The 16,787-nt window shown below is 45.3% G+C and carries 16 protein-coding genes and 1 pseudogene; 8 read left to right on the top strand and 9 right to left on the bottom strand.

Translation table 11 applies throughout. From position 1 onward, the window contains the following. Positions 1–237: 237 nt before the first annotated feature. Positions 238–765 carry a hypothetical protein gene (locus tag DY78_RS11975; protein ID WP_024624263.1) on the top strand — a complete coding sequence of 176 codons (528 nt, stop codon included), beginning with the start codon at positions 238–240 and terminating at the stop codon, positions 763–765. Positions 766–922: 157 nt separating this feature from the next. Here DY78_RS11975 and DY78_RS11965 read toward each other — a convergent pair whose 3' ends face one another. Then, the gene (locus tag DY78_RS11965) at positions 923–1,687 is read right to left on the bottom strand and encodes a flavodoxin family protein (protein ID WP_024624262.1); all 765 of its coding nucleotides are present in this window, start codon (positions 1,685–1,687) and stop codon (positions 923–925) included. A 393-nt stretch (positions 1,688–2,080) separates the two neighbouring features. Between DY78_RS11965 and DY78_RS11960 the strand changes: the two genes are divergently transcribed. Continuing rightward, positions 2,081–2,404, top strand: a complete 324-nt coding sequence (locus DY78_RS11960; protein WP_024624261.1) for an ArsR/SmtB family transcription factor — start codon at positions 2,081–2,083, stop codon at positions 2,402–2,404. A gap of 57 nt (positions 2,405–2,461) precedes the next feature. Here DY78_RS11960 and DY78_RS11955 read toward each other — a convergent pair whose 3' ends face one another. Continuing rightward, positions 2,462–3,334, bottom strand: coding sequence for an RluA family pseudouridine synthase (locus DY78_RS11955; RefSeq protein ID WP_024624260.1), 873 nt, complete (start codon positions 3,332–3,334; stop codon positions 2,462–2,464). Between the two features lie 108 nt (positions 3,335–3,442). Between DY78_RS11955 and DY78_RS11950 the strand changes: the two genes are divergently transcribed. Beyond that, positions 3,443–4,600, top strand: a complete 1,158-nt coding sequence (locus DY78_RS11950; RefSeq protein WP_029778872.1) for a serine hydrolase domain-containing protein — start codon at positions 3,443–3,445, stop codon at positions 4,598–4,600. On the opposite strand, the gene DY78_RS16195 is transcribed toward DY78_RS11950, so the two are convergent. The 6 genes from DY78_RS16195 to DY78_RS11925 form a co-directional block, all read right to left on the bottom strand. Further along, positions 4,597–4,809, bottom strand: coding sequence for a hypothetical protein (locus DY78_RS16195; protein ID WP_156093405.1), 213 nt, complete (start codon positions 4,807–4,809; stop codon positions 4,597–4,599). The two genes, DY78_RS11950 and DY78_RS16195, sit on opposite strands and share 4 nt — an antisense overlap. A 333-nt stretch (positions 4,810–5,142) precedes the next feature. Beyond that, a complete protein-coding gene (gene recQ, locus DY78_RS11945; protein WP_024624258.1) occupies positions 5,143–6,957 on the bottom strand; it encodes a DNA helicase RecQ in 1,815 nt (604 codons plus the stop codon). Positions 6,958–7,137: 180 nt separating this feature from the next. Then, positions 7,138–7,896 (bottom strand): COG4705 family protein, encoded by a 759-nt coding sequence (locus tag DY78_RS11940; protein ID WP_024624257.1) that lies wholly within the window; start codon positions 7,894–7,896, stop codon positions 7,138–7,140. A gap of 177 nt (positions 7,897–8,073) precedes the next feature. Next, on the bottom strand, positions 8,074–9,426 hold the full coding sequence (locus DY78_RS11935; RefSeq protein WP_024624256.1) for a sensor histidine kinase: 1,353 nt from the start codon (positions 9,424–9,426) through the stop codon (positions 8,074–8,076). A gap of 8 nt (positions 9,427–9,434) precedes the next feature. Further along, entirely contained in the window at positions 9,435–10,127 is a 693-nt protein-coding gene (locus DY78_RS11930) for a response regulator transcription factor (protein WP_024624255.1), read from the bottom strand. A gap of 153 nt (positions 10,128–10,280) precedes the next feature. Continuing rightward, on the bottom strand, positions 10,281–10,481 hold the full coding sequence (locus DY78_RS11925; RefSeq protein ID WP_024624254.1) for a helix-turn-helix domain-containing protein: 201 nt from the start codon (positions 10,479–10,481) through the stop codon (positions 10,281–10,283). A gap of 381 nt (positions 10,482–10,862) precedes the next feature. Between DY78_RS11925 and DY78_RS11920 the strand changes: the two genes are divergently transcribed. The 5 genes from DY78_RS11920 (at position 10,863) to DY78_RS16820 (ending at position 16,036) form a co-directional block, all read left to right on the top strand. Then, positions 10,863–11,126, top strand: coding sequence for a hypothetical protein (locus DY78_RS11920; protein WP_024624253.1), 264 nt, complete (start codon positions 10,863–10,865; stop codon positions 11,124–11,126). Between the two features lie 49 nt (positions 11,127–11,175). Next, positions 11,176–12,387, top strand: a complete 1,212-nt coding sequence (locus DY78_RS11915) for a 3'-5' exonuclease family protein (RefSeq protein ID WP_024624252.1) — start codon at positions 11,176–11,178, stop codon at positions 12,385–12,387. Between the two features lie 70 nt (positions 12,388–12,457). Then, positions 12,458–13,864 carry a C69 family dipeptidase gene (locus DY78_RS11910; protein WP_024624251.1) on the top strand — a complete coding sequence of 469 codons (1,407 nt, stop codon included), beginning with the start codon at positions 12,458–12,460 and terminating at the stop codon, positions 13,862–13,864. A gap of 520 nt (positions 13,865–14,384) precedes the next feature. After that, positions 14,385–15,392 (top strand): aspartate--ammonia ligase, encoded by a 1,008-nt coding sequence (asnA, locus tag DY78_RS11905; RefSeq protein WP_024624250.1) that lies wholly within the window; start codon positions 14,385–14,387, stop codon positions 15,390–15,392. Between the two features lie 512 nt (positions 15,393–15,904). Next, positions 15,905–16,036, top strand: coding sequence for a hypothetical protein (locus DY78_RS16820; protein WP_268872506.1), 132 nt, complete (start codon positions 15,905–15,907; stop codon positions 16,034–16,036). Between the two features lie 246 nt (positions 16,037–16,282). On the opposite strand, the pseudogene DY78_RS11900 reads toward DY78_RS16820, so the two are convergent. Next, positions 16,283–16,744: pseudogene (locus tag DY78_RS11900) on the bottom strand (DUF4143 domain-containing protein); the annotation flags it as partial. Positions 16,745–16,787: the final 43 nt, after the last annotated feature.

Below are 16,787 nucleotides of genomic sequence, written 5' to 3'. Positions count from 1 at the left end.
GGTTATGCTGAACAATTTGTCCAAAAATTCGGATTAAATTTGCAATCTACCATATAGGGAAATTTATCGCAACCGTCAGCCAGCCGAACAACCACAATTTTCATGACCACCCACATTAATCCAGGTAGTCATCTATCAGTAGCAGCTAATAATTTTAATCCAATTTATATTGAGTTAACAACCCGCATCCCTTAAATTTAGAAGTCGATGATTAGCCACTCAAACTTGGAGGAAAATATGGGAAAATTAATTTTTCTAGGTTGCTTGTTACTCACACTCATTACTGTCAACGCCTTTACCCAACGCCCGTACGTCCAAATGACCCCGCCAGCTAAAAAAGTGGTGACCGCAAAAGCGACCGCCACCAACCAACAGCTGGCCACCAAACTAACTAAAGAATTCAATCAGTACCACGCCAATGCGGTTAAAACGACCGTAGCCACCGAAGTCTATGATGAACAATCAAAGACTAATCGCGCCGGCGTGGCTTTACCACATCAAGAAGTTGCGGTGCTGGTAACCGATAAAAAGGCCCGCCAAATCGTCAAAGAGGCCCAAAAAGCGGTCGAAGGATACACCGCCACGCCCGAACAGCGCCGCTTGATTTTAGGCATTCAGGCCAAAGTTTCAAAAGCCGCTAAAAAGCTCAAAGGTGTCGATACGATTTCATTCGGCTATCAAAAGTCAAAACAACATCAAGAAATCATTGCGAGTTCGACTCGTCAACAAGATTTGATTGAACCCATCTCGTTAGAAACGGATTAAGCTTGAAACACATAAAGCCGGTAATTCCACCAATCGCGTGGCCATTACCGGCTTTATTTAAATGCGTCCCCAGAGACTCGAACTCTGATTGCAAGGACCGAAATCTCGCGTGCTATCCCTTACACTAAGGACGCCCATATTTTGATGGTACCACTAATTACCGGCGCCGATGCTTAACCACCGTGAAAAAGTGCAAAATTGAAGCCAGTAAGACGTAAAAGACGACCACAAAACAGCCATAATACGCCCAAAAGTTCGTTAGTGGGATGAGTTTCCCAATCCCCGCTTCAATGCCCATCGTTAGTAATGCCATCACGGCAATCATGAAAAACAACTGAATATAACGTTTCACTGTATTATCATCTCGCTCCTTTTTAGTAGCCGCTTTTTGACCGACCCGTTCGCCTTCTGCTTGCTTAGCCGGGGTCAGGGCCGTCATGCCATACGTATTAGTAATCACAATTTCACGTAGCTTGATTAAGCCACCCATCGTTAAAAACTTATCCATCGTTTTAAAAGCGGCGTCGGTCACACCGGTCACGTAGTTTTCAACGCCCCCAGCATAACAGTCCGTAATCGTCACATAGTGTTTATTTTTAAAACGGTCTGGTACTGCTTCGCCAACGGCATTATAACGGGCAATCCGATTACGGAAGGCATCCATAAAGTTTTTCATCACTCCGGATAAGCTACCGATATAAGTCGGCGCCGCCAGCACCCACACATCGGCTGCCGCTAGCTTGGCATCCAACTTATCTAAATCTGGATTCGGTTGGCCATCGTGATCCGGCGTTAAGTGATAGTCATTTAAGTTTATCAACTCGACCGTCGCATTCGTTTGGGCCCCTTTTAAAACCGCTGCTAACATTTTAGCGGTGACGCCGTCTGGACGCTGTGCCCCGAGTAGTCCTAAAACATGCATCGCGCATCCCTCCTAATAATCTTAATTGTACCTTAATAATTGCTAAAAATACGGACATCAAACAAACATTAATGATTAAAGTGGCGAACCATGTACGGAACCGCGAAAAACAATTGACAATTAATTAAGGAGTTGTTTTAATGAAACATAAGTACGAACGTACCTGAATAATCAGTCTGTTCGACAACTTGCAGACTTTAAACTTACGGTTACCATCAGACCTGTTACGCGTATGGCGATAACCGTGTTCATTGTCACCTGTTTTCAGGGGGACAAACGCCGGGATGGCGTAGTTGTCTGCTTAATCCGGATATTCGACCGGTTCAGCGTACAATTTATGGGGGAGTCGTTCCTTATCAGGATTAAATAGAATCTGAAAGGACTAGGTCAGTTATGGCTAATTTTCAAGCATCAGAAACGGCACTGGCAACCAGCGCCCCTCTGATTGGTATCTTTGCGGAAAAGATTCGGCGACAAATCATCATTGCCTTGGGGAACAGTGATGACGGTTTGAATGTTACCGACATCACCGCACTCGTTAATATTTCCCGTCCTGCCGTGTCACACCATTTACGTTTAATGCGTGAAGCCGGCGTTATCGACATGCGGAGTAACGGCGTCGAACATATTTACTTCCTCACGTTAACCACTCCGCTCAAACAACTACAAGCAACTTTTGCCACCTTAGCCGCCGATGCGCAAATCGACCGTGACTAATTTCGACAATCAGTCTAATCAAAAATGGTGTCAACCTACGGGCTGGCACCATTTTTCTTATGGTAATTTTTTTAAATCAGCCGGTAGTGGCGCTGAAAATGATAATGGTTGTTCACTGAATGGGTCAAAAAATTGTAAGGTAGCCGCATGTAAGGCTTGCCGCTGAATCAGCGTCTGGTCACCACCGTATAAAGCATCACCTAGTAATGGATGACCGAGATGCGTCAAATGAACCCGAATTTGATGGGTCCGCCCCGTCACTAAGGTTAACTGGACGCGACTGATTGCATCGACCGTCGCCAAAACTTGATAAGTCGTGATTGCCCGCTGCCCACCACTCGTAACGACCGTGCGGCGGGGACTGTCAGAAACACGGTCAATCGGCAAGTCAATCGTGCCGTTGGCTGGTTGCAAGCTGCCGGCAATCCAAGCGAGGTAAGTTTTTTGTAAACTTTTCCCAATTTCAGGATCCGCTAACATACCTTGGGCCACCCGGTGTTTGGCAATTAACACTAACCCACTCGTATCACGGTCTAGTCGCGTCATCAGATGTGGCTTCAAATTTTCGGCATGCTGCGCCAACAAGTACCCTTTGACCCGATTGACCAACGTGTCTTCGCGATTACTGGGTCCCGGCACACTCGTCAATCCCGCCGGCTTATTCACGACCAACCAATTAGCATCTTCATAAATAACGTCCAGTGGCTGAATACTGCTAGGTACGCTAGGGTCACCGACTTCCGCTGGTAGCCGTAACCCGGCTAGGTCACCGTCATTCACCGTAATTACCCCGGTGACGACTCGACCATTGACGACAAATGCGCCAGTTCCGTGTTTGACATTTTTAACTAAGCGCATACTAATCCCGTGTGTCGTCAAAAAATGTTTCATCGACACTGGTGCGCCATGGTGTTCCCAAATAAATTCCAAAAGTATACCTTCCCTTCGTCAAAAACAAACTAAAACTTAACATAAATCTATGTACAAAAATGGTATAGTTGGGTTATTACACAAGCTACTTAATTTTGGGGGAAATTAATGATGCATTATCGACACGCTAATTGGCGCTACCGCCTATTCTTAGTGAGCCTAGTTATTACCGGCATTGCTGTCATCACGCTAGTCGCTCGGGATTTAATGTCGGGGGACATTAAAGACATTCCGGTGACACCGACGACCGTCATCGCCAACACGACGACCAAGGCCACACCACCAGCCAAACCCAAGCCACCAATCGCCAAACCGCTACCGACCGTCGTCACGAATCCAGCGATTGACCAATATTTAACCCGACTCAATTTTTCGGGTACTGCCGTAGTTGTACGCAACGGCCAAGTTATCTTGCGTAAAGCATACGGCTTGCGCGACCGTGACAAACAGTTACCCAATGAAATCAGCACGCCTTATTACATTGGCTCCGCGCAAAAGGCCATTATCGCAACGGCCATTTTACAGCTACAAGATGCCCACAAGCTCAACGTCAACGATTCCATCAACAAATATTTACCAGACTTTCCGAACGGCGGTACCATCAAGCTCAAAAACTTGCTGACCCATACTTCTGGCATCGTGGGCCACGCCGAAACCAACGCCGCCATTACCCCGCACGACTTAGTGACCGATATTGAAAAACGGGGCATTAAGTCGCAACCCGGTCACTGGAACTACCAAGATAGCAATTATTCCGTACTCGGCTACTTAGTTGAAAAACTGAGCCATCAAAGTTTAGATACGTATTTAAAACAACACATTTACGAACCGGCTGGCATGACGAGCGCCGGTTCATATCGGACCTTTTTAAAGGTTACCAATCATTCCGTTGGTTATCAAATTAAAAATGGACAATACACCACCCCAGCGTTGCCAGACTTATCACAACTATACGGTTGCGGCAATATTTACATGAGCGCTAACGACATGTACCAATTCGATCACGCCTTAATGAGCGGCAAGTTGATTTCGTCTAACGCCCGGCAACAAATGTTTACGCCCGGCAGTCCGTCAACTTACGGTATGGGGTTCTACGTCAATCCCGGTAGCTATTCCAATCACGGCGTCTTGAGCGGCTGGAATCTGGTCAACGGCTTCAGCCACAGCGGCCAAACCTACGTCGTCATTATGGCGAATGTCCAAAACAATATCAAATCCTTCGGCAGCGTCTTGAATCAAATCTTCGGCTTGTTAAATCAAAGCTAACTAAAGTTCGGCGACAAAATGATTGCTAGTCGCTGCTTGCCGCTTCCGGTCAGCAGTAATTCCAGCCGCAGTGACGACTGGTTCGAGCCTGAAAAGCGGTCTTTCACCTCACTTTGAAGCTTGTCAAAGACCGACAATCTCCAAAGATGTCGGTGCTGTAAATGTCGGAAAACCACCGGCATTAACACCACTTGCACGGCGGTTTCCATCACTGCTGACCTACAGCTAAGAAGCCGCATTCAAACACGACTAAGCGCCGTCACCGGTTATTAATCTGGTGATGGCGCTTAGTTGTATAGTTCAAATAATAGACACAATTTATCAATTAATATCCCGGAAGCAAATTAAAGTGTGAACGTGCCGAAGTTGTTCTTAGTCGAGTGGTTTTCTCGGCTTAGAACAAGGACGTCTTTTGAGATTAGCGGGCTTAGCTGAGCTCAAAAGCGAAGCTGGTGACCGCTTTTTGGCACCAGCTGGTCCCGGCACGTTCACACTTTAACTTGCTGGAGGACAATATTTGAAGTCGGCTTGAATATGTTTAGTTAAGATTCGGCCGAAGTTGTGGCATCATCTTGCGACTCTTTTGGTTGGTGGGCATAAGCCCGAATCGTTTCCATAAAGATTTCGCCGTATTTTTCCAGCTTGCTTTCGCCGACCCCTTTGACGGTGACAAACGCTGCATCGTCTTCTGGTAAGATCTCACACATGGAATGGAGCGTCTTATCGGAAAAGATAACAAATGGTGGGACGCCCTGTTGTTCCGCCAAATTTCGCCGTAACGTCCGTAATTGTTCAAATAAGGCGTCATTTTGTGAGACCGCCTTTTGAACCTTTTGGGCAGTCTTACGAAAGACTTGGGTTTCCCCTTTCAAGACCCCGACCCCATTTTTCGTTACGGTCAACGTGGGGTACTGGCCCCCCACCGCTTGTAAATAACCGGCGGCGGTTAAGAAATCAATTAGTTCGCTGACACTCTTTTGGCGTTGCCCGGACATAATGCCGTAAGTCGATAAGGTTTCCAAATGCGATTCGCGCACCCGTTGGTTATTGGCCCCCGTCAACACTTGGGCGACGACCCCTTTGCCGTATCGTGAATGCAAACGGACGACGCACGATAGCACTTTCTGGGCGTCGGTCGTGATTTCTTGGGCCGTCCGTTTATCGGTACAGTTGCTACAACGGCCACACGGTTCGGATGCTTCACCGAAATATTTTAAAATAAATTGTTGTAAACAGCCTTGCGTATTGGCATACTGCGTCATGACTTGTAATTTTCGATAAGAACGATGCTTGTGCTCGTCATCCATTTCCGATTCATCAATAAAGAAATGTTGAATCTGCGCATCGGATGCCCGATAGATTAAAATGGCCACACTCGGCAAGCCATCTCGGCCGGCCCGGCCGGCTTCTTGGTAATAAGCTTCCAGCGTTCCGGGCACTTGCGCGTGGATGACGAATCGGACGTTGCTCTTGTCGATTCCCATCCCGAACGCATTGGTGGCGACCATCACTTGGACTCGATCGTATAAGAAGTCTTCTTGGTTTTGCCGCCGCACATTGTCATCAAGCCCGGCATGATACATAGTCGCCTTAATATGGTGTTTTTGCAGCAAGCTGGTCAACCGCGTGACTTCTTTACGCGTCGTTGCATAAATGATGCCCGCTTCATTCGCGTTTTCGGCGAGATAATCTAAAATGTATCGGTCCGTATCTTGGTTTTTAACGACCGTCAAATCCAAATTATCGCGCGCAAAACCAGTATTGACTTCATCATCGAAGTTAATATCTAAGCGTTCGCAAATATCTTGGGCTACTTGTTCGGTGGCCGTCGCCGTTAAGGCCAAGACTTGCGGATGCGTCGGCAATTGTTCAATCGCAGTACTCAAAGCCAAATAACTCGGCCGGAAATCATGTCCCCATTGTGAAATACAATGGGCTTCATCGATGGCGAGTAACTGAATTGGCAAGTTCCCCAAGGCTTGAATAAACGATTGCGAGTCCAAGCGTTCTGGCGCGATGTATAACAATGTATAGTCACCAGCCCGTAACTCTTGCAGTCGTTCGTTAATTTCGCGATAGTCCAGTGAACTATTAATGAACGTCGCTGCAATGCCGTTGTCATTTAAAGCATCGACTTGGTCTTTCATCAGTGAAATCAACGGTGACACGACCACCGTCAGGCCATCAAACAATAAAGCTGGAATTTGATAACATAGTGACTTCCCACCACCGGTCGGCATCACCGCCAGCGTATTTTTTCCGGCTAAAACTTGCTGGATGACCGCACTTTGGCCCGGCCGAAACTCATCATACCCAAAAGTCGTTTTTAATACTTGTTGTGCCGCCGCTAAATCCATCGTAATTAGCCCCTCCGTTTAAAATCAGTACTTCTATTCTACCGAGAATCGCCCCCAGATACAACTAAGGGTCCTGACACTTACTAACTCCGTAAAGGCGCGACAAACTCACGAAATAACTGGTCATTTACCGCAAAAAAGCCGCCTGATGAAGTTTCAAGACTCATCAGGCGGCTAGTTTTATTCTTCTGATAACGTGGTTTGATGCCGATCTTTAATAATCAAGTAAGCTAAAACAGGAATGAATAATGCGATCCAAATCAGGCTCATCATTTCATTACCTAAGTTCGGCGTGCCGTAGCCGCAATAATCAGCGATGCTAGCGCCCACCGGCCGGGTCAAAATATAAGCAAACCAGAAAGTTGCAACTTCCCACTTCTTTGAAAAGCCATTCATCCCCATCGATGCCAGCATCGGTACGCCTAACGCAATGGCCGTTCCTAAGAAACCTAAACCTAGCCCATCGGCGAACCAGTCACCGGCGGCCGTGCCTAAAGTAAAGCTGAAGACGACCGTTAACCAGTAAAAGGCTTCACGGCGGGGGGTGAAAATACTGTGGATTGAAATCCCATGTTCAGTGCGATACCACGCAACCATCGTCACGATCATCGCAATCAAGTAAATTGCCACGGACACCGGATAACCAATTCCTAAGCCATCATGGGTCTCATCGGCTAAGGCCGTCCCAGCAATCGCTAACGTGGCCACTGTGGGCCAATAGAGTTGCGGCCGATAACGGTCGGTCCGCATTTGCGTGACTAATAAAATAGCAAAGGCAATTAATGAAACTAATAACGTTGCGGGTTTTGAAATAATTGAAGATAACGCATCGGAAACGGATTCGCCCATCCCGGTCGTGATTAACTTAGCTAGCCAGAAAACACCAGTAACGGCTGGTACTTTCGAGTAGTCAAATTGTTTAGCAGTTGTAATGGTCATTTGACTCACCTCTTGTTTAAGATGAATCTAGCTTACAAAATCGCGGCCGAATCAACTACTAACGTTCGCTAAAGCTAATCTGATAAACTATCAGGTCTGACAATCGCGAAAGTCCACTTAACAACGTTTATTTCTGTGAAACTATCAGAAACCCCCGCAAAATAACTTTCAAAAAAATCATTTTTTCGGCAAAGTCAGCGTAAAACAACTCCCATGCGGACTAACTGGGGCATATACTAACGCGCCCTGATTCAGTAAAGCCAGTTGTTGGGCAATTGCTAGGCCCAGACCGGTCCCGGCAATCGTTCCGCGCACGGCCGCTCCCCGATAAAAACGGTCAAAAATATGGGGCTGTTCATCAGCCGCAATTCCCGCCCCGGTGTCACTTACCCGCAAGTCTACGGTCGTCGCCCTCACAGCTGCCGAGATGGTTATCGTCGCCGTTTTTGGAATGTATTTACCGGCATTGGTCACCAACGTCGTTAAAATCTGAATCACACTTGCTTGATCAGCGACCACCGGTAATTCATCCGGCAACGCGACTTGAATCGTTTGGGCAATAACGGGCGTTAATTCAGTCACGAGTTGCGTCACCACGGGCGTCATGTCGATGGGCTGGGTCGTCAGTTCCGCTTGGTCAACGCGCGCGAGCATCAGTAATTCTTCGACTAGGGCTTGCATCTGGTGCGATTCGTCATTAATAAACCCAATCGACTTCGGAATAATTTCTGGGTGAGCCGCACCACGACGCTGAATCAACTGGGCATGACTGCGAATCGTCGCAATCGGTGTTTTCAACTCATGGGCAGCATTCATCACAAACGCCTGCTCTTGTAAGGTCTGGTCATGAATTTGGGCTAACAATTGATTGAAGTCGATGGCTAACTGGTGGACTTCCGTGGGACGCGTTGGCACGGGTAATTGGACCTGACTTTGATGCGGTTGGGCCATGCCGGCTTGGACCGCTTCACTCAACGTCGTCAATGGCGTGGTCAACCGGTTGGTCAGTAACCGTAAATACAACGGACTAATCAGTAGCATTAGCACCATCACCACTACCATGACCGCTAATACGCGCCACAAGATGGCAACCTGAGCACTCACACTGACCCATAGCTGATACTTAATTCCGCGCGCGTGACCAGTAGCAAAATAAAAGAAACCATGTTGCGGTTGATAATATAAGTTTGCAATTAACGGCACCGCAGTGGGCGCCGTTTTAAGTAACGCCCGGGTTCCCGGCGAATAATATGTCTTGGTCGTGGCGTCGGTCCGCATATTGATGACTTTGACATAGCTATTGCTCGTATTGAGCGTGCTGTCACGCCGCCAATCCCGCCAGTCACTATCCGACGCAATGACGCTTTTTTTCAAGCTACTGACGATGGCCGTACTATCCGTCGCGCTCGTTTTCAAGAGTTGATTACCGATCGCCAAAATAGTCACTAATCCCATGAGGACGGTCAAGCCAACGACCATCCCCATCAAATTGCGCCATAAAATAGCCGCATTATTTTGTTTTAATCGCATTTAATCACCTACGCTAAATCCGCGGATAAACAATAACCCAAGCCACGAACGGTATGAATCAGCGGCTTAAACCCATCCGCGTCGACTTTATGCCGCAAATAACGCACATACACATCGACCACGTTCGGCTGGCCGGCAAAGTCAGCGCCCCAAACCGCGTTTAGCAGCTGTTCACGCGTACAGGTTTCATCGGCATGTGCTAATAGTGTCAATAACAGTTGATATTCACGCTGCGTCAATTGTAGTGGCGTTGCTTGGCGCATCACTTGCCGCGTTTTTACATCAAGGGTTAAATCACCGACTTGATAAAACTGTACCGCCGTTGACGCTTGCGCACTCCGGCGTAACGCGACTTCCATCCGCGCTAACAATTCTTCAATTTCAAACGGCTTGGTCACATAATCATCCGCACCGCCATGTAACCCCGCAACTTTATCACCGACATAACTGCGCGCCGTCAGCATAATCACCGGAACTTGGCTTTCCCGCCGAATTCGCCGTAACACCCCGAGGCCATCGAGTTTTGGCAACATCCAATCCAACACGACTAAGTTGATGCGATTTTGATGTTGATGAAACATCGTGACCGCCGCCTGACCATCATGCGCGACTAATACGTCATAATCTTCAAATTGAAACTCGGTCGTTAACGAATCGGCCAAGCCAACTTCATCTTCAACTAATAACACGACTGCTTGCACAGTTAACACCACCCTGATTAATAATTAAGGGTAGTATAGCACTTTACAAAATATTTCGCGGTCGTTTTTAGCTCGCCATTGTTCAGCTTATTGAACAACACAAAAAAGACCAACATTAACCGTAGTTAACATTGGCCTTTATTATGTAAAAACTTAGTCAGCTTGCTTTGGTCGACCCCGATGATCCACTAAGCCCTCCATTCCGCTTTGCCGATACTTGCGTACCCACGTGTAAACTTGCGGATAAGACACATTAAACTTTTCAGCCGCCTGCTGATAATTGTTATCATGTGCCAACGTGTAATTCACAATTTCGATACGTTCTTCCAACGTTGCGCGCCGTCCACGTTCCATGGTAAGGCCCCCTTTCATTCACACTATTCATCATACCAAGATATTCAAAATTTGAGTAGTTTTTTCTTGCTAAAACCGCCAACATTAACAAATTCACAGTACTTTACTTCGGTTCAAAAATCAGAACGTCACCCTGCTTGTCAGATGTTCATAAGTTGAACATACTATGACTTAGGAGGTGATCCCATGGCGACAATTTTTTTCAACTTGACGACCAACCGACAACGCTCACGAATCCGACGTGTAGCTAATTTTTTTCATACCTCAAGACTAGTCATACCAAGGAGTTTCACGGTATAACTAGTCTTTTTTTAATTAATCTGCAGGTTTATACTAGCCAAGCCGAACATTTGTTCGTATAATGATTTTGAGGTGATTAACATGCAATATCAAAACCTAAGTGTCAAATTCGATAATCAAACTAAAATCTTAAAATACGACCCACTATTAATTTACGTCCGCGTAAAAACCTTGGACGGTACCAACACAACCATCAATTGCTTAAACGTGCAACATGCATTGACGTTACTCTATCAACTCAAGCCGGACGCCCGCCTAGCTTTATACGGCCACTATAACCAACGCCATCAATTCGTAATTACCCGTTTTATGGTCGGCCAACCGGTACAACAACAAGTTAGTTAGGCTAACAAAACCGGTCAGTTGCCAAGTCGAGAACGGAGGTTGATTTCACATGTCTGCACAAATCGTAATTTTAGAGCGTAACCGGCAAAATGTCGTTCATTACTTATATGTCTTAGAACATCCCGCTTTTCAAATTACCGAAGACCACCATTTAGTTGTCGCACCCGATCAAGAATCATTAGGCAAAGTTGAAAAAATCAAAGTCAACGACAGTAACCACTACCAAATCGAATTCGCCAATTCTCAAAAACTAGTCCTCAACAAGCAAAAAGTTGTCAGCAGCTCCACTAATCCTAAAAATCTGACCTTGGCGAACTTATTAGCCAACGAAGGCTTTAAAATCGCCGCTGATGTGGCTGGTGCTAGTCCTAAAATTGATTTCCAATCCCGATTTTCAAGTATGATTCCGTCACCAGCCGAACTCGTCAATATTCCGGAACACTATATTGTCATCGATTGTGAATTTGGCGAGTTTTTCGAACGTAACAGCACTTGTGACCAAATTCGCTGGAAAAAGACTAAAATTAACGGTCTGGCCACCGGTATCTACCAACTCAGCGCCATTAGTTATGCGGGTGACACCCAAACCCAAGTCTTCTTTAACCACTACGTCGACAATCCCCGCTTCAGTCCGGAAAAACGCTTAGCCGGCTTAGCTGAAACAGGTTTAACCTTAGCCGCGTTCCAGCGGCAGTCGGCCCCATTACTCGTTTTAAAACAATTCATCGCTGAAGTCGTTGCCGCGCAACTCCCTTTAGTATTTTGGGACCAAACCTTTGATTTAAAGTGTCTGCGCTGGCTCTTCGCCACTTATTTTGAGAAATTCACCAAACAAGAACAGGCCTTGTTATTAAAGCCAATCAAGGTCTTTGACGGCGAACTGTTCACTAACATGGTCATCAATCGCAGCAATAAAAAATCGCTGGCAACTAAACACATGCTGCCGCTAAGTGGCGTGGCGGGCTTACTCAATATCGTTAATCCCAAACAACATAATGCCATTTGGGATGTCCAAACAACCCACCGCGTTTTGAGTAAAATGGCCACTATCTTGGCTGAACAGCCCGAAATCTTATCCCAACCTGCCCCATCAGTCCCAGCAGTTCCCTCACAAGCGACTATTAAGCCCGCTAAAGCTGAAAAATACGACCTCGTGCGCAAACTACATGCTACCGGCAATACTTATCGCGAAATCGCTGACCAACTCGGCATCAGCGTCAGTGGTGTGAACTATATTTTGAAGAAAGCCGTCACGAATTAAGTGCGTCCATTGAGTCCCAAAGTAAGCGGTGTATAATGAAATTAATAACTTAAAAGGAGTTGTGAAAATTATGTCAGACCGCATTAAAGGTTCATGTACGACAATTCTTGTCGGCAAAAAAGCATCCATCGACGGTTCCACCATTATTTCTCGTAACGATGATGGTCACGAAGCGTTAGACCCCGAACGGTTAGTCGTGGTTAATCCTGAAGACCAACCCAAACACTACCAAGCTGTCATTAGTAAAGTTAAGGTGGAATTACCTGATAACCCGTTACGTTATACGTCAATTCCAAACTCTATTTTAACGAACGGAACTTGGCCGGCTGCTGGGATTAACAGTGAAAACATCGCGATGTCCGCCACGGAAACCATCACGACAAACTCGCGCGTCTTAGGGATGGATCCGTTCGTTGACGGTGGAATTGGTGAAGAAGACTTGGTCACCTTAGTCTTACCTTACATTCACAGTGCCAAAGAAGGGGTCGAACGTTTAGGCGCCCTCTTAGAAGAATATGGGACTTACGAACCAAACGGGATTGCCTTTTCTGACAATAACGATATTTGGTGGTTAGAAACTATCGGTGGGCATCATTGGGCTGCTAAACGAATTCCTGACGATGCTTACGTCGTCGCCCCTAACCGGATGAACATCGATGACTTCGACTTTGACGCCGATGACACGATGGCATCAGCCGATTTACAAGACTTAATTGAAAAGTATCACTTGAACCCCGACTTCGATAAGGTCAACTTGCGTCATATCTTTGGGAGTGCCACTATCAAGGATACGGTTTATAACAACCCACGGGCTTGGTTCGGTCAAAAGTACTTCACGCCAGATGTTGACCAAGACCCGATGGAACAAGACTTACCATTCATTTGCCATGCCAACCGGAAGATTTCGATTGAAGATGTCAAATTTGTCTTGAGCTCACACTTTGAAAACACGAAGTACGATGTTTACGGTAGTGGTAGTGAAGCCGATAAGACGTTATTCCGTCCAATCGGAATCAACCGGAACCACGATGTGCATATTTTACAAATCCGCAACAACGTCCCTGATGCCGTTGCCGGGATTCACTGGTTAGCCTTTGGTGCCAACACGTTTAACACGGTGGTCCCATTCTACGCAAACGTTAGCGATACACCAGCTAGTTATAAAGACGCCGATGGCACGTTTAACTTGAACCATATGTACTGGTTAAGCTGCACCACCGCCCTCTTAGGTGACACCGACTATGACTTCTATGTGGATATGCGGAACAGCTATGAACTCGAAGCCATGAGTGCTTATCGCAAGATTGAAAATGACACCGATGCCGACTTGAGCAATCACGCTGACGTCAACGCTTACTTGGAAGACGCTAACCAACAATTAGCGGACGAAGCTATGCAGCGCCAGACGAAATTGCTTGGTGACATGGTCATTGCTGGTTCTGAAAAGATGAAATTACGTTATAACTTGAACGACTAGTTCGGTTTAAAAGTAGACTAATGAAAATTGGTCTACTTTTATTTTTCAAAACTTTTTTACTAAATTTTGGCGGTTATTTGTACTAGTCAAAATCCTTGATTTTTCTAAGTTAATCGCATTAATTAATTTGGAAATGATGAGCATTAAACTAATTTATTTTTAATTTTATAGTTTACATTTCAAAAATGAGTGCTAATATAAATGTCACAAGATAAAAAACGGAGGAAAGAGGAGTACGTTCAGCCGACCTGCCAGTGAATCGGGAAATAGTGGAAACCCGACCAGACCTCGCCTGTTCCGAAAAACACTTTCTTAGTTGCTAACTGAAATAACTTTGTTAGAGTAGGATTAGTCGTTGACCGGTACGTTATCATCGGTGGAGTATGTTTGTACTCTATAAAAGCTGGTTTATTTTAGATAAACAACTTGGGTGGTACCGCGAAAAAAGTCTTTCGTCCCTTGATAATTTCAAGGGAGGAAAGGCTTTTTTTCTTCCGTAAAATTTAAAGGAGTGCTACTTATGCATTTAATTATTCCAAAAGATTACGATCCAAAATTAACCGTCCGTGAAACGCAAAGCGCCATTCGTTACATTCGGGAAACTTTCCAAGAAGAATTCGGTAAAGAACTCAACTTATCCCGGATTTCAGCGCCAATGTTCGTTGAAAAGAAAACCGGTTTGAACGATAACTTAAACGGTGTCGAAAAACCAGTTTCCTTCACGATGCAAGACATGGGCGACGAAACGATTGAAATCGTCCATTCCTTAGCTAAGTGGAAACGGGTCGCTTTGAAACGCTACGGCTTCGACATGCATGAAGGTTTATACACCAACATGAACGCCATCCGTAAAGATGAAGATCTCGACAATTACCATTCCGCTTATGTCGACCAATGGGATTGGGAAAAAGTCATTGCGCGTGAAGACCGGACCATCGATTATTTACAAAAAACCGTTAAAGAAATTTTCAAAGTTATCAAACATATGGAACACGAAGTTTGGTACAAGTTCCCGAAAGCCGTTCATCATTTACCAGATGAAATCCATTTCATAACGACGCAAGAATTGGAAGACCGCTGGCCAGACAAGACTCCGCGTGAACGTGAAAACGCCATTGCTAAAGAACTCGGCTGTGTCTTCATTATGAAGATTGGTGGTCAATTGCTCAGTGGCAAACGTCACGATGGCCGCGCCCCTGACTACGATGACTGGCAATTAAACGGGGACATCATGTTCTGGTATGAACCACTTGACCAAGCTATCGAAATTTCTAGCATGGGGATTCGGGTCGATGCCGAATCAATGAAGAAACAACTTAAAGCGGCTGACGCCGAAGACCGGTTATCATTGCCTTATCACCAAATGGTCTTAAACGAAGAAGTACCTTTCACTATCGGTGGTGGGATTGGCCAATCACGCCTTTGCATGTTGCTATTAGGCAAAGCCCACGTTGGCGAAGTCCAAACTGCCCTCTGGCCTGACGAAATGATTAAACAATGTGAAGCGCACGATATTCACTTGCTCTAAACGTTTTGAAACTAACTTTTCGTTGAAGCGCCTTTAGTGGTGCTGCCCTACTCTGCCTGACATAATAAGGTTAAACTTAGAAGTCGAGGTATTAGGATGCCACAAAAAATTATTAAAGTCGTCGCTTGGTTAAATGTCGCGCTGGCCGTGGTTAAAGTTGGCTTGGAAATCAAGAAACTATTAGCGAAGCGCCATCAATTAAATAACGTAGAGTAAGTAAAAGGACTGCCGATTTTGGCAGTCCTTTTACTTTTGTCATCACAACCGAATATTTACCGAGTTCGCCGTTGTAGTTTCCGGCTATACCAATTGACAGTCAAGGCACCAACACTAAAAAGTGCAATGAAAAATCTGACCCAATCAATTTGTGGTTTTGAATAATGTGTTTTCGTACTGCGATTTGCTGACATCTGCGCCACCCCCACTCCGCTAACTAAAATAACTGCTTATATTTTAACACGCTGTTGAACTATGCCATAATAGATATAAATTTAACTAAGGTGGTTTTTCAGATGAAAACTAAAAGTAAATACGACAAAATCTTATTCGTCATCGCCGTCATCAAATTAGGCTTATCTTTGATTGAATTGCGGATTACCTTGAAACAACGCAAAGAAAAACGTGACCAAGATTTAATCGCTTAGTAAAATCACAAGGGCTCCAACTGAAATTGATAATTTCAGTTGGAGCCCTTGTATTATTTACTACTGAAACGCTTGTAAAAAGCCATTAAGCTAAGACTTGTTTACCGCGGCATTGACCGCATCTTTTTCATCATTAAAAGGCTACACGACTTTCGATAACTTTCGTGTCCATCTTGATTTCACACGCTAACATTAGGTCGGCGTTCTTCGAATATAACAACACATTTGAGCAATAACTTTCAATCCTTAATCCTCAGGACGCAATAACCAATCGACAATATTAATCACTGGAATGCCATCAATCTCTTTAATATCTGGATAGTAGCGTTGCGTAATTAACAGTTTCTGATAATTATCTTTAATATTAACCAAGTTATCCGTTTCATGACTATTTTTTGGTAACTCATAGGTGACTTGCACATACAAGATTTCATCGACTCGGCGTGCCACAAAATCAATTTCCACCGTATCCATTTTTCCAACGTCAACCGTATAACCTCGACGTAATAGTTCAATGTACACAATGTTTTCAAGTTGCCCACCGTAGTTACCCGGACGACGACCAACTGCATTACGACGCAAACCAGCATCAACCATAAAATATTTGCCGGCCGTTCGTAAATAGCCACGTCCGCGTAAATCATATTGCCGCGCCCGATAAAATAAGAAGGCATTTTCTAACAACGTCAGGTAACGTTGGCTCTTATGATGTAATTACGGACAACTTGTTCGCTATAATTATCTCAAAGGA

Origin of the sequence: Lactiplantibacillus fabifermentans DSM 21115 (assembly GCF_000498955.2) — a bacterium.
Lineage (GTDB): Bacteria > Bacillota > Bacilli > Lactobacillales > Lactobacillaceae > Lactiplantibacillus > Lactiplantibacillus fabifermentans.
The sequence above is the reverse complement of the archived record's forward strand: the minus strand, read 5'-3'. Positions and strand labels throughout refer to the sequence as shown.